This is a genomic window from Clostridium sp. ATCC BAA-442 (assembly GCF_964239415.1).
In the GTDB taxonomy this organism is placed as follows: Bacteria; Bacillota; Clostridia; order Oscillospirales; family Oscillospiraceae; genus Flavonifractor; species Flavonifractor plautii.
In genome coordinates this window covers 18,512-43,651 of sequence record NZ_CAXSQB010000016.1, presented here as the reverse complement: position 1 = coordinate 43,651, position 25,140 = coordinate 18,512, and the positions used below count along the sequence as shown (strand labels likewise).

15 protein-coding genes are annotated in these 25,140 nt (G+C 48.3%); 9 read left to right on the top strand and 6 right to left on the bottom strand.

Annotated elements, in window-relative coordinates; all coding sequences use genetic code 11:
- Positions 1 to 138: 138 nt before the first annotated feature.
- Positions 139 to 3,120, bottom strand: coding sequence for a hypothetical protein (locus tag ACESY8_RS08930; RefSeq protein ID WP_196011557.1), 2,982 nt, complete (start codon positions 3,118 to 3,120; stop codon positions 139 to 141).
- Positions 3,083 to 4,567 (bottom strand): Hint domain-containing protein, encoded by a 1,485-nt coding sequence (locus tag ACESY8_RS08925; protein WP_196011558.1) that lies wholly within the window; start codon positions 4,565 to 4,567, stop codon positions 3,083 to 3,085. The genes ACESY8_RS08930 and ACESY8_RS08925 overlap by 38 nt, the downstream gene beginning before the upstream one ends.
- A gap of 128 nt (positions 4,568 to 4,695) precedes the next feature.
- Here ACESY8_RS08925 and ACESY8_RS08920 point away from each other — a divergent pair, with 128 nt between their 5' ends.
- The gene (locus ACESY8_RS08920; protein WP_196011560.1) at positions 4,696 to 4,959 is read left to right on the top strand and encodes an RNA polymerase sigma factor; all 264 of its coding nucleotides are present in this window, start codon (positions 4,696 to 4,698) and stop codon (positions 4,957 to 4,959) included.
- Between the two features lie 128 nt (positions 4,960 to 5,087).
- Here ACESY8_RS08920 and ACESY8_RS08915 read toward each other — a convergent pair whose 3' ends face one another.
- The 4 genes from ACESY8_RS08915 to ACESY8_RS08900 form a co-directional block, all read right to left on the bottom strand.
- Positions 5,088 to 7,583: an O-antigen ligase family protein gene (locus ACESY8_RS08915; protein ID WP_196011562.1), complete on the bottom strand. Its 2,496-nt coding sequence runs from the start codon at positions 7,581 to 7,583 to the stop codon at positions 5,088 to 5,090.
- Positions 7,584 to 7,595: 12 nt separating this feature from the next.
- Complete coding sequence (locus ACESY8_RS08910) at positions 7,596 to 8,978, bottom strand: undecaprenyl-phosphate glucose phosphotransferase (protein WP_196011564.1); 1,383 nt, start codon at positions 8,976 to 8,978, stop codon at positions 7,596 to 7,598.
- A 61-nt stretch (positions 8,979 to 9,039) separates the two neighbouring features.
- Positions 9,040 to 11,958: a P-loop NTPase fold protein gene (locus tag ACESY8_RS08905; protein WP_196011566.1), complete on the bottom strand. Its 2,919-nt coding sequence runs from the start codon at positions 11,956 to 11,958 to the stop codon at positions 9,040 to 9,042.
- Between the two features lie 162 nt (positions 11,959 to 12,120).
- Positions 12,121 to 14,727 carry an S-layer homology domain-containing protein gene (locus tag ACESY8_RS08900; RefSeq protein ID WP_498794710.1) on the bottom strand — a complete coding sequence of 869 codons (2,607 nt, stop codon included), beginning with the start codon at positions 14,725 to 14,727 and terminating at the stop codon, positions 12,121 to 12,123.
- Between the two features lie 217 nt (positions 14,728 to 14,944).
- Here ACESY8_RS08900 and ACESY8_RS08895 point away from each other — a divergent pair, with 217 nt between their 5' ends.
- The 8 genes from ACESY8_RS08895 to ACESY8_RS08860 all read left to right on the top strand — a co-directional run bounded on the left by ACESY8_RS08895 (position 14,945) and on the right by ACESY8_RS08860 (position 25,120).
- Positions 14,945 to 16,303: a tyrosine-type recombinase/integrase gene (locus tag ACESY8_RS08895; RefSeq protein WP_498794709.1), complete on the top strand. Its 1,359-nt coding sequence runs from the start codon at positions 14,945 to 14,947 to the stop codon at positions 16,301 to 16,303.
- Positions 16,304 to 16,841: 538 nt separating this feature from the next.
- Positions 16,842 to 17,951, top strand: coding sequence for a glycosyltransferase (locus tag ACESY8_RS08890; protein ID WP_196011572.1), 1,110 nt, complete (start codon positions 16,842 to 16,844; stop codon positions 17,949 to 17,951).
- Positions 17,952 to 17,971: 20 nt separating this feature from the next.
- The gene (locus tag ACESY8_RS08885) at positions 17,972 to 19,024 is read left to right on the top strand and encodes a glycosyltransferase family 10 domain-containing protein (RefSeq protein ID WP_412242501.1); all 1,053 of its coding nucleotides are present in this window, start codon (positions 17,972 to 17,974) and stop codon (positions 19,022 to 19,024) included.
- Positions 19,025 to 19,030: 6 nt separating this feature from the next.
- Complete coding sequence (locus ACESY8_RS08880) at positions 19,031 to 20,365, top strand: sugar phosphate nucleotidyltransferase (RefSeq protein ID WP_195306859.1); 1,335 nt, start codon at positions 19,031 to 19,033, stop codon at positions 20,363 to 20,365.
- A gap of 47 nt (positions 20,366 to 20,412) precedes the next feature.
- Positions 20,413 to 21,456: a GDP-mannose 4,6-dehydratase gene (gene gmd, locus ACESY8_RS08875; protein ID WP_195306860.1), complete on the top strand. Its 1,044-nt coding sequence runs from the start codon at positions 20,413 to 20,415 to the stop codon at positions 21,454 to 21,456.
- Complete coding sequence (locus tag ACESY8_RS08870; RefSeq protein ID WP_412242498.1) at positions 21,453 to 22,754, top strand: acyltransferase family protein; 1,302 nt, start codon at positions 21,453 to 21,455, stop codon at positions 22,752 to 22,754. Before gmd ends, ACESY8_RS08870 begins: the two co-directional genes overlap by 4 nt.
- A gap of 44 nt (positions 22,755 to 22,798) precedes the next feature.
- Entirely contained in the window at positions 22,799 to 23,941 is a 1,143-nt protein-coding gene (locus ACESY8_RS08865) for a glycosyltransferase family 10 domain-containing protein (protein ID WP_195306862.1), read from the top strand.
- Between the two features lie 27 nt (positions 23,942 to 23,968).
- Positions 23,969 to 25,120 carry a glycosyltransferase family 2 protein gene (locus tag ACESY8_RS08860; protein WP_195306863.1) on the top strand — a complete coding sequence of 384 codons (1,152 nt, stop codon included), beginning with the start codon at positions 23,969 to 23,971 and terminating at the stop codon, positions 25,118 to 25,120.
- Positions 25,121 to 25,140: the final 20 nt, after the last annotated feature.

The following is a 25,140-nucleotide window of genomic DNA, read 5'->3' as shown; positions in this document are numbered from 1 at the left end:
GATAAGCAGAATTTTTCATGGGCAGATAGGGATAGATTTCTGGGATGATCGTGTATAACATTTCACTAGTAGAGCAGGGGGCTCCGTCCCTGTGTCCTTCACCGATCAATGTTAATAATTTTGGATACTGCTATAATATCAGGCCAACGCCAAATTTGCCTGTTCCCAATCCGACGGAGGCTCAGGCAAAGCTGCCACAGTTTTAGCCAAATGTTCTTCAATAATTAGCTGGATTGGAGGTTTGACCTCGTCCTTCTTCAGAATCAGTTCGGCGATGGTAAACACAAACGCGAGCAGCATGATTCCCAAGCCAACGCCTGGAATCACGGACGCAATCTGTGCAGAAGCTGTGATAATTCCAATGCGAATCCCCATATCCGCCAACTCCAGCACAAAAGATACAGCCAGCAATATGGTATTGATAACCGAAACCGCACGCAAAGCTTCGGAGTAATCGTACTTAAACAACTCTGCCAGAGACAGGGTTGACATAATAAACGCATACCCCAACAGCAACACATTCATCACCCGAAACGAAATCTCAAGACAAACGAAAACCTTGGAACAGAAGGAGAGCTTTACCTTCACACCCGACGGATCATGGATATCCAGGGAATACTGCTTTGACGCGGAATTCAGCCATTGGGACAGATCATAGGGGTTGGCAGGGTCTTGGGGGATCACGTTCTTGATGGCCTCAAGGTCTGTGCCTCCGTATTTCAGACGGTAGGCCGCCTGGGTCCGTATGTCAGGGGGGGTGCTGGGGTCAACCAGTTGGGAGACCGATCTCCAGGTGACCGCCTCCCGCGCCACACCTACAATGCAAAAGATACAGGAAAGAATGCCTTCAGCTTTCTCAGCATCCGTCAGGCTGTCCCACTGTGTAAAGACTGAACTGAAAGAGGCACCAATCATCGCGTACATGGCACAGAATGTAATCTTGCCGAACACATTTGTTGCCGCACCGTATTTGACAATAGAGCTTACCAGGTCCGCTGTGAGCATGGAGAAGTTCAGATACTCCTCCAACTGGCAAAGCTGATCGACAATAAAGATATCCCGGTCAATCTCAAGGATCTTTTGCAGCTCTTTGAACACATCTTCCGGGATATCGGAGGGCTGGCCGCCAGTGATTTTGTCATACAGGTCACCGAACACGATCTCCATAATTTTAAAAAAATTTGCCTCGCTATCCGGCCCCTGAAAGCTGTTGCCCACCTCAGACAGCGACATATTGAACAGTTGGGCATAAAGAGCCGCGCCATAAGGCATTTCTACATCTTTGCCATCGTCGTCCTTAACCGGATCACCGTGCTGTGACTGCCTTAAAACATGCTTCCGGCTGTCCAGGATCGACAGCATTTTTGCAAGGTGAGTGCCGCGGTTGCTGCCGCCGATGGTTTGTAGCTGAAGCATGACCAGTCGGTCCAGCGCGGCGTAATAGAGATCTTCCGCCCATTGCTCGGACTGTTCCCCATAATAATCCTTGAGACGAGGAACCAGGCTCATATAGACATAGCGGTCGATAATACTCATGGCCACCTGATAGCCCTTTTCATGCTGCATCGCGCCCGGATGATTATTGGCCATATAGTATTGACAGCGTTCTACCGGCTTGGTCACCTTCGCAAACCCTTTTTGGATATATTTGTTGCTGGAACTGGCGTAGGAACTGGACAAGATAATATCTGAAAACATCTTGAGGAATTCTACTACATATTTCCTGCCCTTCTCATCTACTTCTGCTTCAATCTCCGTAATAATGGCAGGACTGACCTGGATGATCTGAGTTTTGGCATAGTCTTTGGTATATCCGTAGAGGTCAGCGTAGGTCAGCTGTTTGTCGCTGCTCTCCACACCGGCAGTATAGTAGGCGGCCAGCCAGCTTAACAGTTCGGTGGACTTTTGATGCACGTGCTGCTGACCATCCACCGTCAGATATTGGCCTGGGTTGTCTGGATCCTCAATCTGCATCTGTGGAGGGGCAGACAGGGTAAATAAATCGTCCACGGAAAGAGGGGCCGTATCAAACCCGTTCGCAAGACAGTTTTCCTTCAGGCGGGCAACAGCCAGCTTGTCCACACAAAAACGCCGGTCCCGATTTTGTAGTGCTTGGGGGAGCCTGATATGGCCTGTGGCGGAGTATTTGACGATCTGCGACACTTTTTCATATACAAAGGCAGGGCGCAGGGAATCCTCCCATACGGTTAGAGAATCGGCGTAGCAGCCGCTTTCAAAAGAGGAAAGGCCTTTCGCGGAGAGCTTCCATTTCCCCGCAAGTATTTCGCAGGAAAAGATATCCTGAGCCAGTTTTGCCTCGTCGGTAGAGGGGATGGCAACAATCTGGGTCTGCCCATAATCTACACTGCCGTAGTAGTGATCACCGCCATTCTTCTTCAGGCTGTCAACCGTAATAGTAATGGTGTGCTCCCCCAAGTCGAACTTGCTGTTGTATTTCATCCGCAGTTTGCCCTTCAGGGTAGGAGAAACCTGCTGCATCTCCCACAGGTCCAAGTTGGCCTGGCACTGTTCCACCTTGATCTCGCCCTCTGTGACCGTGGTATTGCAGGTGTTATAGGTGGCGTCAAACACCATGTCCAACTGGGAAATTGGGAACCCGGCTGTCATATCCTTGTAGCCGCTGGAGTCAATCACAATATGGAGCAGGCCTTGCTCGGTGACATCCACCGACATAATGCGCTGGTTGATCTTCTCCCTGTCCGTTTTGGGTACGCAAATGATTTCCTTACCATTATAGATTACTCCACAGTAGTAATGGGACCTTTGGCTGGTATCGAAACAAATGCCAAAGCAGACCTCCACCACAGCATCGGCGGACTTTCCCTGCTGACGGTAGCTGATGGTGTAATGCTGCTCGGTGGAGGCGTTATGTATTTCCCGTACTCCGTCTTTTTGGAGAACTACTTGGGCCATCAGCCCATGATGGTACAGATAGAGAGCTCCACGCTCCTTTTCTGCCTCCCAATAGAACATATTTTTGGAAAAATAGCTCTGTACCGGAGTGCCGTCCAGATAGAGCAGCCCTCCGTAGAGGGAAAATTCCCGGTTGGCCGTGTGAATTTTAAAGCAGTTCATCGAAATCGTCTTTAAACTTTTCATATGCACACTCCTCAAAATAAGCTGTTAATCCGTTTGGAAGCAACTCGTCAAAAAGGTCCCGTTCTGTTTGAAACAGCGTGAGAAAGCGGCGGCGGCGCCCGGCCTCCATCCCCTCAAGGGCCCGCATCAGCCGCGCCAGTGTAATGTCGGGATAATTCAGCAGCACCAACAGTCCGTTGGCGTAGTAGGATTTCTCTCCACTGATAAAATGCAGGTCATATCCCGTAAAATTTTCCTCTGGTTTCGCTTGTGCCACTGTAATTTTCTCTACCCGCACAGTCCCCTCCAGGGTAAATACCTGGTCGCCCCGACGCAGCAGAGTTACATTATAATAGGAGTTGATCTGGTTGGATTGTTCGGGGGCAAGACTTTTCCAGCCCTCAGTAGTCATCACCGCATGCTCTGGCGACATAAATGGCTCTAACTCGTTGATCCCGTACAGGGTTCTCAGCCGGCGGTTTACAATAAACTCATCCGAAAGCACAGAAATACCACCTGCGCTGCGTACTTTCATACCCGAGCGCAGACTGATGATGGGCTTCGTCATGCCATCGGACATCGTAATCAGAGTTTGGGCAGTTACACAGCCTGTTCCGGTATTTTCCCTTTGGCTCTCACAGTTATGGATGTGGTTATTCAAGGTATATTCACTGCGCAGATTGTACTGACACACAATATTACTGTTCAGCCACTTCAGCACAGCTTCGCCCACATCGTATTCGTGATGTGTTTCAGTAATGGCAGGTACGGTGTAGGCCTCTCCGGCGCAAAAATACCCATGGGACTCCTGTCGGATAGTATAGTCTCGAATGTTAGTTTGCCGTTTGATCGCAGTGGACACATCGTCCTTAATATCAAGATAAAGCCTGTCATCGCTGGCGTAGCTGTTAAAATAGGGAGTTTGAGCGAGTGCCTCAATCAGGTTTTGTTTTTCGGAAGGGAATGCAGAATAGAATTCCTTATATCTTGACGGCATGTAGGTTTTTACAAATCTAAACAACAGGACTGCCTTTTCCCGGCTACCTGATTCGATTTCAAGGATAGTCCCTAACACATAATGACTTGTTGTAATGATGGTAAAAATTTCAGCTTTAAAGTCGTCTGTCAAATCACTGGGGCTTATCATTTTGTCGATAAAGCGTCTCAGTACCCATTTACCCAGCGCATCGTTTCCGCAAAGCAGCGTTCCGATTACAGTGGGATAGGATATCCCGTTGATGCACTTGTTAAAGCCATAGTCTGTAATCTTTGTGATGGTATAGCAGACAAGCTTGACCGCAAGTTCACTGCAGCTATCAGGACAGGGGAGCGTTTCATTTTTGGGGAAAAATGTGCTTTTCAATGCTTCGTCGCATCCCTTGACCGCTTTTATCAGTTCGTGGTGTTCAAAGATGTTGTAGCTCTTGCTTTCTTCCGCAAATGCGGCTATAAACTCTGCCGCGGTCATACTTTCACCTCCAGAATTACTCGCTTTTTGTTGTTTCCATGGTAACATGACCCTTTTATGATTTCAATTATTTTTCTGAAACGATGGTACTCTGAAATACGAATATACCTGTAAAAGGCGGTGAGGCGATGGAGCGGGAACAGACATGGATCAGGGCTATCCAGCGGCGAAACTCCCGGGAGGCAGCGGAACAGCTGATTCAATCCTACTATGCCGAGATCTACCGCTTTGTCTACCGCCAGATCGGAAGCAAGGAAGACGCTATGGACCTGCCCCAGTCCATCTTCATCGCAGTCCTGCACTCTCTGCCTAGCTATCAGGCGGAGCGGGCATCTTTCCGTACCTGGCTATACCGCATTGCCGCCAACAAGGTAATCTATCCGGGCAACTGAGAAGTGCAGAGCTAAATTAAAACACAAGGGCGGAACAATACCAGCCCTTGTGTTTTTTCCTTTATTTTACGCTTACAAAGAAAAGGCGAGGCCCTCAAACTCCAAACGGAATACTAAGGGGCATACTTTTATTGGCGAACACCAGCGAGGTGCTGCATGTGTTGAATAAAGGTCATATTCTGGTCTACCAGGGTAATCTGTTCCATTCTTCCATCATTGTATTGCTGGAGCATATCATAAAACATAAGCACTTGCTGGGCATACCATGCGGCATTTTCCGCTTCCTCGCCAGGGAAGAAGCCCTCATAGAGGAAGAAGATCTCCTGCCAGGCACTTGCACGAGAGGCCGCCTGGGAGATCCCCTCACGGGTGGCCGCAAAGAACTGATCCCATTGACCCAAGGTGCTGTAGAAATAAGCAGATAGGCTATAATTGATCGAATAGATTCCCAATTCCCGAACTTGGATGGCATATGTGGCAGCAGTCTCAGCAAACTCCGGGACTTCAGAGTCACAGGCGTTTACGGCCATGTCCAGCTTGTATTGGGCCCAATTATAGTGATCCTTGCGTGCCAGCTGCGTCATGGTGTACGGCGTTTGCTGACGGGTACCCGCCTTCACTTGGCTGTATTCCAACTCCGCGGAGAGATTGCCGCCCAAAAACCAAGCGAATATGAGTGTAACGCCCCAGAGCAGCAGGGAGAAGATCCACGCAATTCCCTTTCCGGTCAGCTTGGCGACAGGCTGACCATAGACGACACACAGGAGCGCCAGGACGGATAGGGCAAAGGTTTGATAGACGCTGATTGACCAGACCGCCTCAGCCGCCGCGTGGAGGGACATCATGGCCAGACAGGCGGCCAGAGCGGCGAGGAGGGGGTCGCCCTCACCCTCCCGACGGCGTTTGAGCAGCGTTACTGCCGCTGCGCCGATGACAGCGAGGAAACAGAGCAGCCCAGGAAGCCCCATCTCAGCCAGGAGCTGAATATAGTGATTGTGGACGTAGCGGCTTTCATAGTAGAACTGCTGGACACTGGTCACCAGTCCTTCTACGCTGCCCAGGCCATTGCCAATGACGGGACTCTTCTGCCAAATGCGCAGACCGTCTCGGAAAAATTCCGTGCGCTGGATGGCGTTTTGATTCGCCCAAAGGCCCTGAATCCGGTTTGCAGCAAAGCCGGGAAGGAAACGGTATCCCAGCTTCACCTGCTCGCCGCCTGACAGTGACACCTGATCCAGAACTGCCCCCTGCGGACTGATAAAATTCAGGTAGACCACTTTGCTGTCCTCTGGAACGGTAAACACCGCCTCGGCCAGCCCCCCCTGATAGAGCATGGTGCTGGTATGCATGATGGTTTGCGAATCATTCTGGCTTTCCACAGTCACCATGACCTCGCCGGACCAGTCACCTTCCAGGCGGTACTCGCCGCCGCTGGGATAGACCGAGCGGCGCAGGATCTCACCAGGCTGGAGCTGATAGGGGCCGGTTACATTGAAGGCCAGGAGAACGTAACCCACTGCCAGGAGTACAACGCCAACGGCGGCACCCAGGGCGAGGCGGGGCCGCTGGTTCAGCGCCTCGCCGAGCCGCACTCCGAGCCAGCCATGAAGCAGCCAAAGAAGGACGCCGCCCAGCGGTCCGGCCAGGACGGGAAGCCAAGCCGCTCCGCCGCTGCTACCCAGCCCCGCGAAAGAGGGAAAGGCTATCACCACGCCGATTATTGCGGTCTCAAGCATCAAAACTAGCAGGGGTAACCGGCGATCACGTGCCTCAAAAATCAAGTAGATGGCCACGGAGACGAGGAACATGCCGATTGCACCCATGCTGAAGGCCAGCAGGAAACCTAGCGCGTTGACCTCCAACAGCAGGGCGCAACCCAGAAGTCCGCGTCGGCTTTTGGCCGTCAGGACCAGATAGAGGCCCAGGAATACACCGAAGGCCAAAATCCCGGCCAGCACATTGGGGTTTCCAAATATACCAGTAATGCGGATGCCCGCCTCGTAGCCGGTGCTCATGGAGCCATAGCTACAGCCCAACGCGTCCAGAATACGGATATAGACACCGCTCAACAGCTTGAGGGAGGCAGCATCAATACTGATCAGGGAGAAGGCGGCAGTGAGGGTGGCTAGGACCGCGGCGACTTGACGGCCACAGCCCTGCTTTACCCGAAACAAAAGAATGGCGAAGATGCAGAAGGAGGCCAAGATCTTGCCGAACTCGGGGGCCGCAAAGCTTCCAAATTTGCTGTACAGACCAGCGGCGGCGTTCAGCAGTAGGTAGGCGCACACCACCAGCGCGGGGATGGAAAGTCGTTGGGCGATATTGGCGATGGGAGTTTTCCCCACAGAGCAGGCTACGAGAGCTATCGCAGCCACGATTGCCAGCACACGGTCATCCCCTCCCCCCTGGAAGGCCAGGAAAAGGAAGAGCAGAACGGCTGGGATGAGGAACCACAACAGGGCCTTGCGGTCAAGCGCGGGAGATGGGGCTTGAGGCGACTGGCGCACTGGGATGGTCGGCTGCGGAGCGGCAGCCTCCGAAATCGGCCGCTGCTCCGCACCGCCCTGGCGGCCAACGGCTGCCTGCCCTTTTCTGCGGGCGGCTTTGCTTTGCTTCTTACTCATGTCGTTCCACCTTTACGTCAATCTTTCGCTGTTGATCAGTGCTTTGAACAGGGTCATAAACAAAATTCGGATATCGAACCCCAGTGTCCAATGCTCAATATAGAAAATATCGTGCTCGACACGCGCCTTAATTGAGGTGTCCCCGCGCAGCCCATTGACCTGTGCCCAGCCAGTGATGCCAGGGCGCACCTGGTGCTTCACCATGTAAAGGGGAATCTCATCCTTGAACTGCTCCACATAGTAGGGTACCTCCGGGCGCGGCCCCACGAGACTCATGTCGCCCTTAAGTACATTGAAAAACTGCGGAAGCTCGTCGATGGAGCACTTTCGGATAAAGGCACCGAATTTGGTTTTGCGGTCATCCCGGTCGCGGCTCCAGCCGGTATCTTGCCGGTCATTGACCCTCATGGAGCGGAATTTATACATTCGGAAGGGCTTCTTATTCCGACCAATCCGCTCCTGAGTGAAGATCACCGGTCCGGGCGAGGAGAGCTTGACTCCGACCGCGGCGATGAGCATCAGTGGGGAGGAGAAGATGATCAGTACCAGCGAACCCGCAACATCCAAAAGACGCTTCAAAAACGCGTTCACCCAGTTGTCCAGCGGAATGCGGCGGATATTCATCAGAGGAATTCCGTCCAGATCGTCAAACTGTGGATTGGAGGGCATATATTCCGCATAGAAGGGAATTATGGAGAGCTTTACACCGGCCTTCTCACAGGCCTCGATGAGGACGGGGGTATAGCGGAAGTCCTCAGCCGACAGCGCACCCACCACCTCGTCCGGCTGGCACCGCTCCAGCACCCGCTCCAGAGCGCCGATACCGCCGTAGTACTTAATCCCGTGAAGCGAGGCGCGGTTGGCCACATATCCGTCCACCAGATAGCCCAGCTCCCGGTCGCTCTGCACGGTCTCCAGATATCGCTTGGCCATGACGCTGTCTCCCACCAGAACGACGTGCTTCTGGTTGAAGCCGCGCTGGCGGTAGTATCGCAAAAGCGTCCGGAGCACATACCTCTTCCCAGAAAGCCCCACAAAGGACAGGACAAAGAAGATTGCCAGCGTACCGCGGGAGAAGTGAACTCCCTTCGCCAGAAACAGGGCGGTCTGAAGCAGCACCATATCCAGCGTACAGGCCCAGAAGAGCCGTCCAAGCTCCTGATAAAGGCGCTTCTTTCGGAAGGACTCGTACAGGCCGAAGGCGGCAAAGGTAAACAGATAGACCGGGGTCAGAATTGCGGCGAGCCAGAGATAGGAGGCAAACGGGACTGTAATTACGCCTCCGCGCAACACGAAGAACCGAATGACAAACGATACTGGCATGGCAAAAAACAGAATCAGGCCGTCCAGCAATACATTGAGGTAGTTCAGCATCCGCTGATTCTCTTTGATCATGCCTCTTGGCACCCTTTCCGATAATATAACGCTTTATTTTACTCCCAGACGGCCTGTTCTGTCAAACAAAGGATTCCTCCCTGGGCGTGCTGCGGCGGATTCGCCTCAATAGTACGTTCCGGAAGGCGTGAACCGGGAAACCGGTGGCCGATGCGAAGTCCGACGCCAGTGCTTGAAGCTGGGGAATCAACTCATCCGGGAGCGCTTCAGCCTCTTCCGGATTCAGCAAATTAATGAATTCAAAAAGATTGCGCAAATCCTCCGGGAGGTAGCCATCCTGCGCTGCGTTTGAGGCGCGGACACGTTCGCTAAGACTGCGGATGACCTTGGGCAGGGACTCAAGGCTGAGGTCACCTATGAGAAAGCCGCGTTCAGCCTCCTTGAGGGTAGCTTCAAGCTCGTCGAGCAGGCGGAGGAGCGTTTTGATTTCTGCGACGGTTGTCCACATACACGCCAATTCACACCGGACATCATCATAGCCAGAAAACCCGTTCTCCGCAAGAATCGCCTCCGCACTGTGAGCAAGACGTTCCAGCCCGTCTGCCCCATGGAGCGGCTCTGGTATACGCTCAAGCCATGGCTCAATCAACCGGGTATTCTGCAGAAAGCGATCTAGGATCTTGTAGAAATCCTTCTCTGCGGAGACGATCTCTATCATGCGGAAAAAGCGTTTTGAGTCCTTTTCCTCCATTCCGTAATCCAGCACCCGAGTGAACGGGGTGCCGAACTGGTAGAGATAATTCTGCGCAAAAGAGACGGCAAGCTGATGAGATCTTTGAGGCAGCCCCGTCAGTAGCTCAATTCCACCAGCGCTGTCGTAGGTAGATGTGAATGCGTCGACAAAGGGGACTACCCCAGAGGCGCTTACCAGATAGTGCCTGCTCAAGACGGAGAAGTCAAAAAGCTGGAAGAGCATATCGGCGCCCCAGCGCTCCTCCCGCACCTGCTCCCATCCGAATTGAAGCAGAGTATCCAGCAGATTTCTGCCATCAAAAAGTTTAGGGTAGGACTCCACCACAGCGTTTATGATTTCAACCCATTGCGCCGCTATAACGTCCATGTTGCGTTCCCGTACGGCATTGAACCACGCCTCCTCCTGCGAGGTGAATCCATCCATGATTTCGGGCAGGCTCTGTGGACTGCGGAGCAGGATGCGGAGGAAGCGGCGTCCTTTTTCTTGGCGGTAATCGCGGTAAGGCAGTAACCCCTCCTTCGGGAGTAAGCTTTCACGCATCAGTTCAGCAAGGAAGGGCCTCGGCTCCTCATCACTGCACTCGGAAAGCTCATCCAGATAGATGCTGGCATCCCCTTGCACCAGTGTGTCGAACTCTTGTGGGAAACACGCCTCAAGATAGGACAGGAAAAAGAGGCTCTCCCCCAGCGGGATTGTGATAAAATAGCAGTCCAATTGATCAGCCGGAACCCTATGATAGATCTCCTGAAGCTGTGTCGCCCAATTTCGATAGGCTTCACAGACTTTTATTACCGGACGCGGCCGGGACATGGATTCATCAAGCTTTTCCACACATTTAGATAAATATGTGCTTTTCTTGCTTTGCTCTGCCCACCCCGCCCCCTCTGCTACGTCCTCTGCATGTTTTAGGCACTCCTCTGAACGACGGGTCAATATACTCCTAATTCGCTGGTAAATAACAGATAAAGGCTCAACCTTCTCCCAGTGGCTTTTGGCATCCTGGCCGCTTTCCTGGACGCGTATTACATCAAGTGGGGAAATCGGCGCAAGATTGAGCCGGTAATTGAAGAACTTGTCATAAAAGTCCGGTGATGCGTCGGAAGCCGCCCCCCCGGTCGGGTTTGGAAGATGCTCATAATCCGTCAGAAAGACCGCGATACAGCAGCGCATGACCGCAAACTCTTTGATAAAGAAGAGAAATTCCAGTGCCTTTTTCGGCGCACACCGCTCAATATCGTCCACCACGATGATGAGCTTGTCATCTTTAAAGACCTCGCATATCAGCTGCTCTAGCTGGTCATGCTGGCTGCGGTAATCCTCTGCAGTGTGGAAAAGCTTCCATTCAAGCAGAGAGGTGATGCGCTCATTTGTAATCAAGCCACCCGCCGAGGCCAGTAGCTTTTGACACTCACTCCCGGCTCCGACATAGGCTCCGCGCTCTTTCAGCATAGCCTTAATCCGACCGAACACATAGGTAAACAGGGCAGTCAGCGTATCCAACTCCAGCGCACGGATAAAGAGGACTTCATTACTTCGCGAGTCTCCCTCACAGCGCAGCTTGTCCAACGCGCCCAACATCAACGAAGTCTTTCCGCACCCCCACGGCCCGGAGACGCAAATTGAGGTGCCACTGGAATTTTGGCTACGGATAATATTGACCAATTTGTCGGCCTGCGCCTGCCGAAGCGGCAAAAGCCCGTCATAAGCGGCAACAGGGTCAAACAGATTCTTCGTTGTTGGCAAGCCGACGGGGGGCGGACGCAGTGCGGCCAGCTCCAACCAAGCAAAAATCACGCCCACCAGCAGAAACCACAGAACATTGTACCAAACGAGCGGAATCTGACCGACCAGGAGAGTCGAGAACACAGAGAGAAAAATAGGAAGCCGTGTCACGAAGTTGATGGTTTGGAGATATTCGTACCGACTTCCATGAAGTACCCTGGCATACAGTGCCGCCAGTAGTACTCCGATAGCCTGCAACGGCTCCAGTCTCAAATAGAAGTCTGCGGCCCAATCCAGGAAGTCCAGCGATTGCAGTAGGCCTGTCTGCGGTATGCCAGCCAGAAGCAGCAATGCATAGGCAGCCACTGTAGCCGACACGCGGATTCGCTTCCCGTACGGAAGTCTTTTCCACACCCCCTTCATTTGCACAACTCCGCTGCTCTCAAACGCATCCCAATAGAAGCAATAAAGGAGCGGGAATGCCAGCAACAGTAAGAGGAGTGATAGTTTTATTCCGGGCAGATGTCCCCAGGTAAAGAATACACTTTGCGTGTAACTTGTCATATGCAGGCACCTCCTGAGATAAAATTCCATATTCTCTTTCTATTATATCAGATCGTAGGTGTAGCTGCATAGGTACAATAAGGGATAAAAACACACCCCCGCGCCGAAGCGCGGGGGTGAAATCAGAGCTAGCCTCTAGTTACGTCTATGTATCTTGCCGGATTAGCCGCGCTCAATGAAGACGTACTGAGCGGTGGTGGTGTTATCCTCATCCACCAGGATGGAGATGGTATCCTGAGCGCCACCCTCGGTGATGATGCTGTCCACGCTAGCGGAGGTATTTACATCATCCTTACCGTTACCGGTGATCAGGATAAACACGGTGTTCTCATCGTAGAAGTAGCCAGTACCGTTATTGATGGCCAGCACGCCATCGCCAGCGGTGGTAGCTTTACCGGAGGCAACAATGAGAGCGCCGGTGGTGCTCGCGCTGTTGGCCTTGTCGCCCTTCAGAGTGACCTTGTTCAGGCCAGCGGCGCTAAACACGGAGGCAGAAGTACCCTCAATGGTGGTCACCTCGCCGTTGCGAATGACAGTATAGTTGTAAACGTCGTTCTTGCCGTCACTGGTGACATAGGGGGTCTTGTTCAGGACGTACATGTAGTTGTCTGCGTTCTCGGCACCAGTACCGCCGTAGGCAAAGAGGACTTTAGCGACCTTATTGGTACCCACGACTGCAAACACGGAGGTGTCCTCCTTGCTGGACACGTTGTTGATGCCAGTGTAGGCGCTGTAACCATCCGCGTCACCCAGGATAAACTTGGTAGCGTTGTTGGCGGTAATCTGACCAGACACAACGGTGGGGTTGCCCTTAGTAATGTCAACGGCAGCCTGAGTTCCAACAGCAGTAGTCTCGGTGGTCAGGTTATAGGTATTGTCGGAGGTCTTGGTGTAGGAGTAAACTTTAGCAGTGGTGTTGGCATCGATCTTCTGGCTTTCCAGCGTGTTCCGGACAGTGGAAGCAGTAGTGCCATTCACAGTGGTGGTGTCCAGCTTGTTGACCTCGATCTCGCCGGTGGTGCCATCCTCAAAGACAACGCGGGCGGTCACGCTATCGCTGTAACTGCTCAGGGCGGTGGCAGTAACCATCAGGTAAGAGCTGCTGGTCTCGGCATCGGTCACGTAGACCACGCTGTTGGCCGCATCCAGATAGAGGACAGCCTCCTCGCCCAGAGTCACGGCACTAACCAGGGTGGCCTGAGCGCCGGTCTCAGCAGAGAGGTCGGTAGTGCTGGCCAGGTCGGAGGTGCCGTACTCAGTATCGCCGGCATAGATGCTGTCACCCTTGGTCGCGGTAATGTCCTCGGTTACAGACTTGGCGGCCTCGACGTAGCACATGCCACCGTTGACCTCATAGTAGAAGACATAGTCATTCTTGGCCACGCCCAGGTTGGCAAAGTCATAGACATCCTCGTTGGCGTCGGTGGTGGACAGACCAGCACCGCTAGTGAGGCCGTCAGCACCGTACTTACCCAGCTTGGAGATGCTCAGGCTACCGTCCTTAGCGTCGGAGTAGACAGTGACCTTACCAAAAGCCTTGATGACCTTCACAACCACATCTACAATGCCGTCACCGTTGTTGTCAATGTACTGGGCCTCAACACCCTTGGTGTTCAACAGGGATGCCAGATCGCTAGTAGCAGGGTTGCTCAGAGTGCTGTCAGCATAGTTGGTATACAGAGTGACATCGTTGCTGTTATCAAACTTCAGGCCCTCGGCCTTCAGGGTCTTGGTAATGTCGTTGGACTTACTGGAGTTGTCAACCAGAGCCTTGGCAGTGGTATAGACCGTATTGTTGCTGTTGATGATGGCGGAGCCCACAACAGTCGCCTTGGAGGCGGCATTGGTGTTCTTGGCGGGCTTCACATACAGGGTCACGCTCTTGCCGACCACATCGGCGCCAGAGGTGACAGCAAAGGTCTGAGTGCCGTTGGCAAAGACGCTCTGCTCACCCTTCGTGCTGCCAACATCGCCGTTGGTGACGGTCATTGTGGTCTTGCCCTTCAGCGCAGAGCCCTCGGTGAACTCATTCTCAGTGACAACACCCTCGACCTTGACCACACCGAACTTCTCGCTCATCATGGTCTTGGTCTCGGACAGCTTGTAGCTGTAGGAGATCTCGCCGTTGGACAGAACCTTGTCAAAGGTCTTCTCCATGATGTAGGCGTCCAGAGTATTGTAGAGCATCTGGGCGGCGTTGTCACGGGTCAGAGCATCGGAGGTGGTAACGCTGGCAGGCAGGCCCTCATACAGCTTGGCGTTGTTGGCCTGTACGTCGGTGTTCACCTGCCAGTCGGAACCGGTCAGGCCGAACACGGCAGCATCGTACCCCAGGGCAGTCAGCAGCATCTTGGCCGCCTCGGCCACAGTCACAGTGGCAGCCGGGTCAAACTTGCCGTTGCCGCGGCCGGAAATGATGCCCACGCTGGTGCAGTACTCGATGTAGGACTCAGCCCAGTGGCCCTTGATGTCGGAGTAGCTCGGGTTGGTCTTGGTGCCCAGAACGGGCTCCTCGCCGCCGTGCAGAGCCACGGTGATCATCTTCGCCATCTCGGCGCGGGTCACGATCCCGGTGGGATCAAAGTAGCTGCCGTCTTCCTTGCCGTTGATGACGTTCAGAGTCGTCAGAACGGAGACGGCCTCGGTGTTGACGATCTCATCCGCGTCGGTGAAATCGCTGGCGCTCACAGCACTGGCACCGATGGTCATCATGCCGATCAGCATGGCCATGGCCATTACCAGGCTGAGAGCCCTCTTGAGGTTTCTCATTTTGGATTTCCTCCTCATTTTTATTAGTTCGTGAGAGGAGGAAACCTCCCCTTCGCGAACTTACGTGTATAATATACACGAGCCTGGGCCCCCCGTCAAGGGATGCTCTCTCTTTGTAACGAAAGCGTAATATTGCAACCGATTCTTTTCTTTCATTGGAAATTCGTGATATAATAATATAAAATTGATTGGCACTATGTAGCACTGGAGGAATACTATGCCCTCGTTTTCGGATGCAGCACCCAATCTGCCGGGCTCCCTAAGCTCCGATGCCCTGTCTTCCCTGCTGTCTTTGGCCGGCCATTACCGAATTGACCGTCTTCAGCAGCCGGTCGTGGGGGATTTGCGTCAACGTCTGTCCCGACGTGGCGTCAGCCTTGCGGCGTTTCGCCGGGACTATCTCCCCATTCTCCACGCATTTGTAGCCTACGGTGTCTCCTTGGGTAGCCCAAAGGTCGCCCCAGATTTATTTGGATATCAGCTTCCTCCTCTGCAATTGGCGGAAGTTGTTCCACAATGGCTCTCTTCGTTTTCCGAGCAAAACGAACCAGCCACCGTCCGCCGTTACTACTCCATTTTGGAGCGGTCGCTTCTCCCCTATTTCGGACAGACAGATCTTCAGCTTCTGGATGGGGTTATGCTGGAGCAATACCGGGTATACTATTTAGAGAAGGGTGGGGCTCCCTCCAGCTTTCAGTTTCATCCCCGTATTCTTTATGGTATTTTAGACTTTTACGTCAGCAGGGCGATTGATGCCTCCGGCCTGTTTGAAGATCTACCCAAGCCTCTCCTGCTAAAAGAGCTCGCTCCCCTCTGGCTATCCAGTATAGAAGGCCATACCCCTCCGGATCAGATGGAGCGTTATCGCTCCTACCTTATAAAAGATCTCTTGCCTCAGCTTGGCTTTTCCGATGTGCGTAAATTCAATCAGCGCCGTGTACAAGACTATCAGCGCGCGCTGCGGCACAGTCACCGTAGCCTCAAGAACTTTCCAGAACACATTGCCCTTCTAAACCAAATACGCCAATTTGCTGTTAGTTCCGGTTTCATGGAATCCGCTCCGCCCCTTATGCTGCCTGAAAAATTCCGCCCAATCGCCGCCAGTCGTCCCACTCCGGAGCTTATGTCTCACTTGCTCCATATGGAGCGCTATCCAGATGTGTTGATTATTCGCTTGGCGTGGCAACTCGGCCTGCATTATAAGGAAATCCGCTTACTACAATGGAAGCATGTCGACCTCGTCTCCAGGACAGCGCATGTCTCCGGCCGTTCGATTCCTATTCCCGAAGATCTGGCCGCTTACCTGTCAGAGCGGGTCGAATTCCCGGATGCCTATGTCGTACACACCACTCAGAAACAGGGTCCACTCTCTGTTCCCTATTTGTTTTATTTGACCCGGAACCTCTTGCGGCCGCTTCACATGAACCATCTGAGCTTGACTGACTTCCGGCACGACTATGCAATCCGCCTGTTGGAGGCAGGACATCCCGCCGAAGAGGTGGCTGGCCTCTGCGGTTATCAAGACCTTTCCGAGGTACTATGCCTCTATGCGGATTTTATTGCTCATGAGCCATAAAATATTTATATGCACAGAAAGGATCTGTTGACAAAGCCAAATTCTCAACGCGGAACTCTGTCAACAGATCCTAAAATATTATGACGTTGGCTTCTATTTCTACAAATAGATCACCTTTTGTGACACTCAGACATCCAAACATTCAAAACAATAACAGTAGCTCTTCGCTGCTACCCCGACCGTTAGAAAACACTATAGCGCCTAGCACCGTGTCGTTCTCGTTAATATCTACATCATATGACGAAATCTTTGGTTCAAATTTTCTGTCATAGTTTCCTCATGCTTCTTTACAGAACATAACTCCGTTAGATTTCCTACGCACTCTTCTTATCCACTCATTCACTCCGCCACGCAAAGAAAGAGTCGCTGCTCTTTCTGTAGAAGCGACTCCTCAGGGATATCGTTATCTGACGACCTCATTATCCAATACAAGCTGAAGATTGTGTAATATGAAGGGATTGAATTTCTTCTCCATTAGTAATACAATTGGAAAAAGTGCAAAAGGGTACAAACTGTGTATAGCTGGAGAATGTGAATTGTGAAAAAGAAAATATGCCTTTTTTGTGAAACTTGGGAATCCGGAGGAATAGAATCCTTTCTCACAAATGTATTAAGTCACATGGATTTATCTAGATTTGAAGTCGATCTAGTGGCAGAAAAAATAAAAGATAGTGTGTTTACACCTAAACTTGAAAAACTAAATATAAATTTTCATGAGCTTTCAGGACATCAGCATTCTTTGGTAAATGAACGTAGATTCCGCTCAATACTTTTAGCACGGCGGTACGATGTTTTACATTTAAATCTTTTTCATGCAGTTGCACTAAGGTATGCTTTCATCGCAAAAAATGCAGGTGTGCCTCGGAGAATTGCCCATAGCCACAATACAAATTTACGCAGAAGTGTTACAAAGGAACTTAAACTTGTTGCACATACAATTTCCAAAAACTATTATTCAGAATTTGTCACAGATTTTTGGGCATGTTCAAGTAAAGCTGCTAAGTTTCTATTTTCAGAAAGTAGCCTACAGAAAAAACCGTTTCGCTTTATTCCAAACGGTATTGATACTGAACGATTTCGTTTTAGCGAAGGAATCCGTGAGAAAGTTAGAAAAGAAATGGGTCTATCAGATGCGTTTATTATCGGAAATGTTGGCCGCTTGTGTTATCAAAAAAACCAGATATTTCTTGTAAAACTTTTGCCTGAAATTTTAAAACAGTATCCCAACGCAGTTCTTATGCTGATAGGTGAGGGCCCAGATAAAGACCGTCTGCTTGCCGAAGCTCAAAAGAACGGTGTTGAAAGAAATATCTTATTGTTAGGGACAACCAGCATGCCTGAAAAATACTATTGTGCAATGGATGTATTCATGTTTCCAAGCCATTTTGAGGGACTGGGCATTGCTGCTGTGGAGGCCCAGTGTGCAGGGTTGCCTGTCTTATGTGCGGAGGGGGTGCCCCCCGAAGTCCAGTGCTCTCAAAATATAAAATTTTTACCTATCAATGGCGGATATAAACCATGGCTGACTGGCTTGAAAGTAAAGACTTCCTTAGAAAGAAGGCGTGGAATAGAGAGCGTCAGAGCAAAAGGGTTTGATATCCACAATGTTTCTTTTGCCTTTGAAGAGGCATGGGAAGCCAGAAATTGAAAACTTAAGCAGGGGCTTCTATGAAAAAAAACATTTTGATTAAGTTTGTTGACATGCCATCTGAGTTTAATTGCCGAGAAAATTACATTACAAAAGCACTCCAAAAAGATTATAATATTATTTTTTCAGATAAGCCTGAGTTTTTATTTTATGGTAACTTTGGAACATCATTTACAACCTATCTGGATGCAGTGAAAATTTGCATCAGTGGTGAGCCTGTTTTGCCTAATTTTAACGATTGTGATTATGCTATTGACTACCATACTTTAAGTTATGGAGATAGGCACTTCCGAGCTGGAGAGATTATAGGGAATGTCGGAAAGCCAGTATCGCCCAGAATTCAGGATAGAAGTGGTGCTCTTTCGAGCATGACACAACGAAAATTTTGTAACTTTGTTTATTTTAATGAAAATTCCGGCGAAGGCGCCCGATTGCGTACAAAGTTCTGCCGACTATTGTCACGCTATAAACAGGTGGATTGTCCTGGTAGCGTATTACACAATATTGATGTAGGATTAGAAGATCGATATACACGTAACCTTACAGGCGAACGTAGGGTGGCAAACGAAAATTGGGTTATAACAAAATTAAAATTTTTGCAACTATATAAGTTTACTATAGCTTTTGAGAATACTTCTTTGAGCGGGTACACTACAGAAAAGCTTTATCATCCCTTTCAGGCATATTCCATTCCGATATATTGGGGAAATCCGGATGTTTGCGAGCAGTTTAATCCTAAAGCATTTATTAATGCCAATGATTATGGGGAAGATTTTGAAGGCTTGATTGAGAAAATTATTGAGTTGGATAGGGATGATGAAAAGTATCTTGCTATGCTTCGAGAGCCACCCTTTCGATCTGATTATGTCTTTGATGAAGAACAACGGCTGGCCCATTTTTTGGCGCATATAATAGAAAAGGGTCCTCATCCCTATGAAAAAAATGCGTTAGGTTTTCCAAACGTATCAACAATGTCATTTGAGCAACATTGCCGTTTGGGCCATGTGGGAATGCGAACAATTATAAAATATGGAGCCGGTTGGCTACATTATAAAATACAAGGAAAAGGATAATGTCGTATGCATTTAGTGCTTCTTTCTGGCGGTTCTGGCAAACGCCTGTGGCCACTTTCAAATGAGGCCCGATCCAAGCAGTTTTTAAGACTTCTTCCTAGCGATGATGGACGCAAAGAATCAATGGTGCAGCGTGTATATCGTCAAATACGCAAGGCCGGTATTGATGCGCCGATTATAGTTACGACTAGCGAAATACAAGTGAGCCCTATTCGTAGTCAGCTTGGTGATGATGTAGAGGTTGTAGCTGAACCAGTTCGTCGTGACACATATCCAGCAATTGTTCTGGCAGCATATTATTTGAAGTATAAAAAGCAATGTGACCGGGATGAGATCGTAATTGTTCTCCCTGTGGATCCCTATGCCGAATTGGGCTATTTCGAGGCTTTAAATAAAATGGGGAGAAATGTAGAAAAGGGTATTTCCGATTTGGTTTTAATGGGAATCCAGCCCACCTATCCATCTGAAAAATACGGATATATTTTGCCTGGAGGATTTGCTAGCGAGGATAGCCGCTTTGTTTCACGTTTTGTAGAAAAGCCTACCGAATCCCAGGCAGCCAAATTAATTTCAGAAGGCGCAGTCTGGAATGGCGGAGTTTTTGCATTTAAATTGGGATATCTGTTAGATATTGCATATCACAATGGAAATTTCAATTCGTATGAAGATGTATATAACCACTATGGAGATTTACCCAAGATTAGCTTTGACTATCAAGTGGTAGAAAAGGCATCTTCTATTTCAATGATTTCCTATCACGGAATATGGAAAGATTTGGGAACGTGGAATACTTTGACAGAAGAAGTGAAGGAAAATCAGGGACTAGTAATAACTGGAGAAGGAACAGAAAATACACAGGTTATTAATGAACTTGATATGCCTCTTTTGGTATTGGGTGCCAAAGACATGGTGATTGTTTCGTCTCCAGATGGTATATTGGTAGCCGATAAACGGAAGAGTTCCTTTATGAAACCGTATGTCGAAAAATTCGAAAAACGTCCGATGTACGAAGAAAGATCGTGGGGAACCTATAAAGTTTTGGACTATAACATACATGAAGATAATATGAAGTCCTTAACAAAGCATTTACACATATCTGCAGGGCAAAAAATTAGCTATCAATTTCATCACTACCGCGATGAAATATGGACCATTATTTCTGGAACTGCGATCCTTTTGCTGGACGGGCATCAGCGAAATGTGACTCAGGGAGATGTTGCATATATTACAGCAGGGATGAAGCACTCCATTAAAGCAGTGACAGATCTCCACATTGTAGAGGTGCAGATTGGGACGGATCTGGCTGAGGATGATATTGAACGAATCGCGTTTGATTGGTAAGAGCAAGCTAAAACCCACTTATTTTAAAGGAAATTGAGGAAGGGCATATGGATAAGATTGCGTTGATTACAGGTGTGACTGGTCAGGATGGCAGTTATCTTTCTGAGTTTTTGCTGGAGAAGGGATATGACGTACACGGCTTAATCCGCCGTAGTTCTACAGAGAAAAAAGAGAGGATTGACCATCTGCTTGGACACCCCCATTTTTATGTCCATTATGGGGATATGACAGACTCTTTAAGTATAATCAAACTTTTACAAAAGGTGAGGCCGAATGAAATTTACAATTTAGCCGCCCAAAGCCATGTAGCAGTATCCTTTGATGTCCCAGAATATACTGCAAATGCTGATGCGATTGGAACTTTGCGTGTTTTAGAGGCAGTCAGGATGCTTGGCATGGAACAGAGTTGCCGTATTTACCAGGCTTCTACTTCTGAGCTATATGGTAAAGTAGAGGCCGTGCCGCAGAATGAAAGCACACCATTTCATCCTTTTTCGCCCTATGCTGTTGCAAAACTGTATGGTTACTGGATTGTGAAAGAGTACCGTGAGGCCTATAACATGTTTGCTTGTAACGGGATACTATTTAATCATGAGTCTGAGCGTCGTGGAGAGACTTTTGTAACGCGAAAGATCACGTTGGCTGCGGCTAGAATTTCGATGGGATTGCAGGAAAAATTGTATTTGGGTAATCTGGACTCTCTTCGCGATTGGGGATATGCTAAAGATTATGTAGAATGTATGTGGCTTATGCTACAGAATGAAAAGCCTGAAGACTTTGTGATAGCGACAGGAGAGCAGCATTCTGTGCGTGAATTTACAACACTTGCATTTGGATTTGCTGGGATTGAATTGGAGTGGAAAGGGAGCGGTGTAGAAGAAAAAGGAATTGATAAGGCGACGGGAAAAGTTATTGTGGAGGTAAGCGCGGACTTTTACCGCCCGACAGATGTTGTAAATCTCCTTGGTGACCCGACTAAGGCGCGTAAAGAATTAGGTTGGAACCCGGTAAAGACAAGTTATTACGATTTGGTGCGGATCATGACAGAGCATGACTTAAAACTTGTGCAAAAAGAGGCTTTAGCAGAATGACGGGTTATTTAGCACACCCAAATTATACAAATCGAGTCGACCCGTTAAATTTATTGCGGGTGTATGCAACCATGCTTGTGTTTATTGCGCACACAAACATATTTTCAAACGGCTTGGTTTGGCTGGGAAAATCGGTCTTTTATTTTAACACTCCGGCCTGGGCGGCAATGTGGGTTTTTTATACTCTTTCCGGGTTTTTGGCAGGTAAAAGTTTTGCAAGTAAGAGATATACATTCACACCATCCCATATTGGAAAGTATTATTATAAAAAAATACTTCGGATTTGGTTGCCCACTATGTTGTTTATTTTTATTACTTGTATACTTGTCTACCCAGATTTTTTGCCAACCTATCCTTTTGTTATTAAAAATTTTTTTCTATGCATTTATGGTTCAACCTGGAACAATCCAGCGGTTGATGGTATAGGGGCTACTTGGTTTGTGTTTACCTTGATGTGGCTCTATATTTCAGCTCCTCTTGTAAGCTTTTTTGCCAATATGATTAAAAAGGCAAAGAGACTTGAAGAAAGGCCAGCACTCAAAACGCTATGCTATTTATTTGCAATCCTATTATGCCTATTTGTAGGCGAGGTATGGCGTCAGTATGTAAAGTTTGCAGAGTTAGATTGGTTTCATTATGTCTACACTCCGCCCTATGCAAATATCAGCATTTTTGCAGCAGGTGTATTCTTTGCATTTTTGCTAGAGGATAAGAGCAGAGAGAAGAGAACGGTAGGCATATGGATAAAAGTAGTGGCAAGTATAGGCCTCTGTGGAATCATGCTATTGTTTAGCTATATGTTTTATGCATATGGTGTCGCAGGTCAGACAGATGGATTTTGGGGGAGTTTTTACTCCTTTTATCAGTATTCAGCGCCGGGCACTGTCTGCATCTTGACATTGCTATATATTTATGCCTTCCAGCAAAATGGGATGACTCACTATTCATCACCCACACTTGCTGCAATAATGCGGAACCCCTTTCGGCTTATTGATGCTTTTTCAATGATATCTTTTGAGTTTTATTTGATGCATTCATTAGTTTTGAGCCGAATTTGTAACTATTTGAGACGTGACAGCCAGATCCAGGAGTGGCTGCTAATTGCCATTATAGCTTTTCTAATTTCCGTATTTTTTGCCTATCTATTTTCCTTAGGCTATAGAGAATTTTATGCTGTGTGTCATCTGCATCACATGCTTGCATGGGCAAAGGAGTATAAGTATCAAGCGGTATTTTTAAGCCTTTTATTAGTCATAGTAGTGGGAACCATCTATTTGGTTATTATTCTCCCGATCTAGGTTAATAAAATACCGCAGATGTACCTTAAAAGAGAGGGATCCGTGTGAAAACAATTAATGTTAAATTTACAGATTTGCCATCTGAGCTGGACATAGAAAATAATTATATCGTTAGGCTACTGAAAAAGCATTATAACTTGAATTTTACTGATGAGCCGGATTTTTTATTTTATGCCGCGTTTGGATATGACTACCAAAACTATAAAGACAAACAGTGTGTTCGTATTTTCCTGGGTGGCGAGCCACTGGTCCCTAATTTCAATGACTGTGACTATGCCATGGGACATGCTCCAATTCAATTCGCAGATCGCTATATGCAGATCTCTACAATTCTTGCCAGCCCTTTTGAGCGTGGGTTATCTAGAGATATGCAGGATACTAGTGCAGTAACCGATGATATGTTTGATCGAAAGTTCTGCAATTTTGTATATTCGAATGATCTTCCCCATAGCGGATGGAAGGTTCGTAAGGAATTCTGCCAGAAACTTATGACCGAATATAAGCATGTGGATTGCCCGGGAAGGGTCTTAAATAATATGCCAAGCGATTCCATTGCGCCTCGATGGGTAAAAGGCAAAGATGGCAAAGAGACTGTTCCCCCTACAGAAGCGTGGATTGTTGGAAAACTTGACTTTTTAAAAAATTATAAATTTACGATTGCCTTTGAAAATGCTTTTATGCCGGGCTATACCACAGAAAAACTTGTAGATCCGTTTTTATCACATTCTATCCCGATCTACTGGGGGAATCCAGAGGTCACAAAATACTATAATCCTAAGGCATTTATCAATTGCAATGACTATGATAATGACTTTGACGCAGTTATCAAACGTGTAATTGAATTAGATAACGATAAGGAACAGTATCTCCAAATGCTTCGGGAGCCACCAATGAATGAAGATTTTGCCTTTGATGAAGTAGATCGATTTGAGAAATGGCTTTGCCATATTATTGAAAAAGGACCACATCCACTGTCTAAAAATCCTGCTGGGTTTGTGCCGGTCTCTTGCCCGCAGCAGTTTGAGTTTATTTTTAATGAATATTGCTCTAGAGGCGAAGCATTAAAAATATACCAAAATTCTAATATATGGAACATTGCTATGGGGATTAAAAAATTTGGTGACTCCAAATGGGGTGTTGTTCCTAAAAAGGTGTATCACTTTTATCTAAAACACAAAAAAAAATAGAAAGATATGTGGTAGGGTGAGTCTGATATGGGTGCTTTTTCTGAAAAAAATAGAGAGGATTGTGTATTTCTCAGCGTAATCATACCTGCATATAACATGAGCCATCAAATCGAAAAATGTTTGGACTCTATTTTAAAACAAAAAGTTAGCAACTATGAAATCGTTGTTGTAGATGACGCCAGCAGCGATAATTTAGCTGCGGTACTGGACCCTTATATCCAAAATGGTGCGCCAATTAAACCGATTTATTTGACTCAAAACGGCGGTGTTTCTAACGCCAGAAATGTAGGCACACAGGCTGCGCAGGGAGTGTATATCCATTATGTGGATGCTGATGATGTGGTAGTTGATGATGCATATCAGCATATGATGAAACGTGTGCAAGAGAATCCCTGCGACATTATTGTAGCAAACTATATTTTTCATTCATCTACGGTACGCGATGAGGTCCGTTATTATGCAAGTGAGGGCTTGGCCCGGTGCCTAGAGAGCAATAATTTGTCATTGTGGAATAAGTGGTTTAAGCGTTCTTTTATTTTGGAAAACGGCTTGTCACTGGCCACTGGAATGAAGACTGCGGAAGACGCTTTGTTTTGTTTTCAGGCATACCGCAGACACCCCACTATTTGCTGTGTAAACCATTTTTTATATCAATACGAATACGACGATTTGGATAGGGTTCGACATAGAGAACGGGATTTGCATATTGATAGCTGCCAAAATTCCCTGAGGGTGATCAAAGAAGCTTTTGCCGAACCTGTGCCGGAAGAAACGGTAGAATTATGGGCTACAGCTTATCGAAACTATATTGCATTTATTTACAATAATATTTGGACTAAAATGCAAGATCCAGCCTCAAAAGAAGAGGCTTTTGTTCAGATGCAGGATACTTTTCGCTATATCAGTGAATGCAATGAAGACTTCCATCTGGGTTATGGGGAAAATGCGGCTAGCTTTGAGATTTTGGTTGGCTGCGATTATATGACATTTGTAACGATAGACTATAAGCAATACACCTTGATCCGTTTTTTGCAACACAGAAATGGGCATCAAACACTTGCGTCAGGCTCTGCCGCAACAGCTCAACTCTTTCTGGAAGAGTGTCGACAGGGGCATGTTGGAATGAAAACAATTCTAAAATCTATCAAGAACTGGCTTCTATATAAATTGAAGAAATAAATGCTAAAGAACTGTTGACT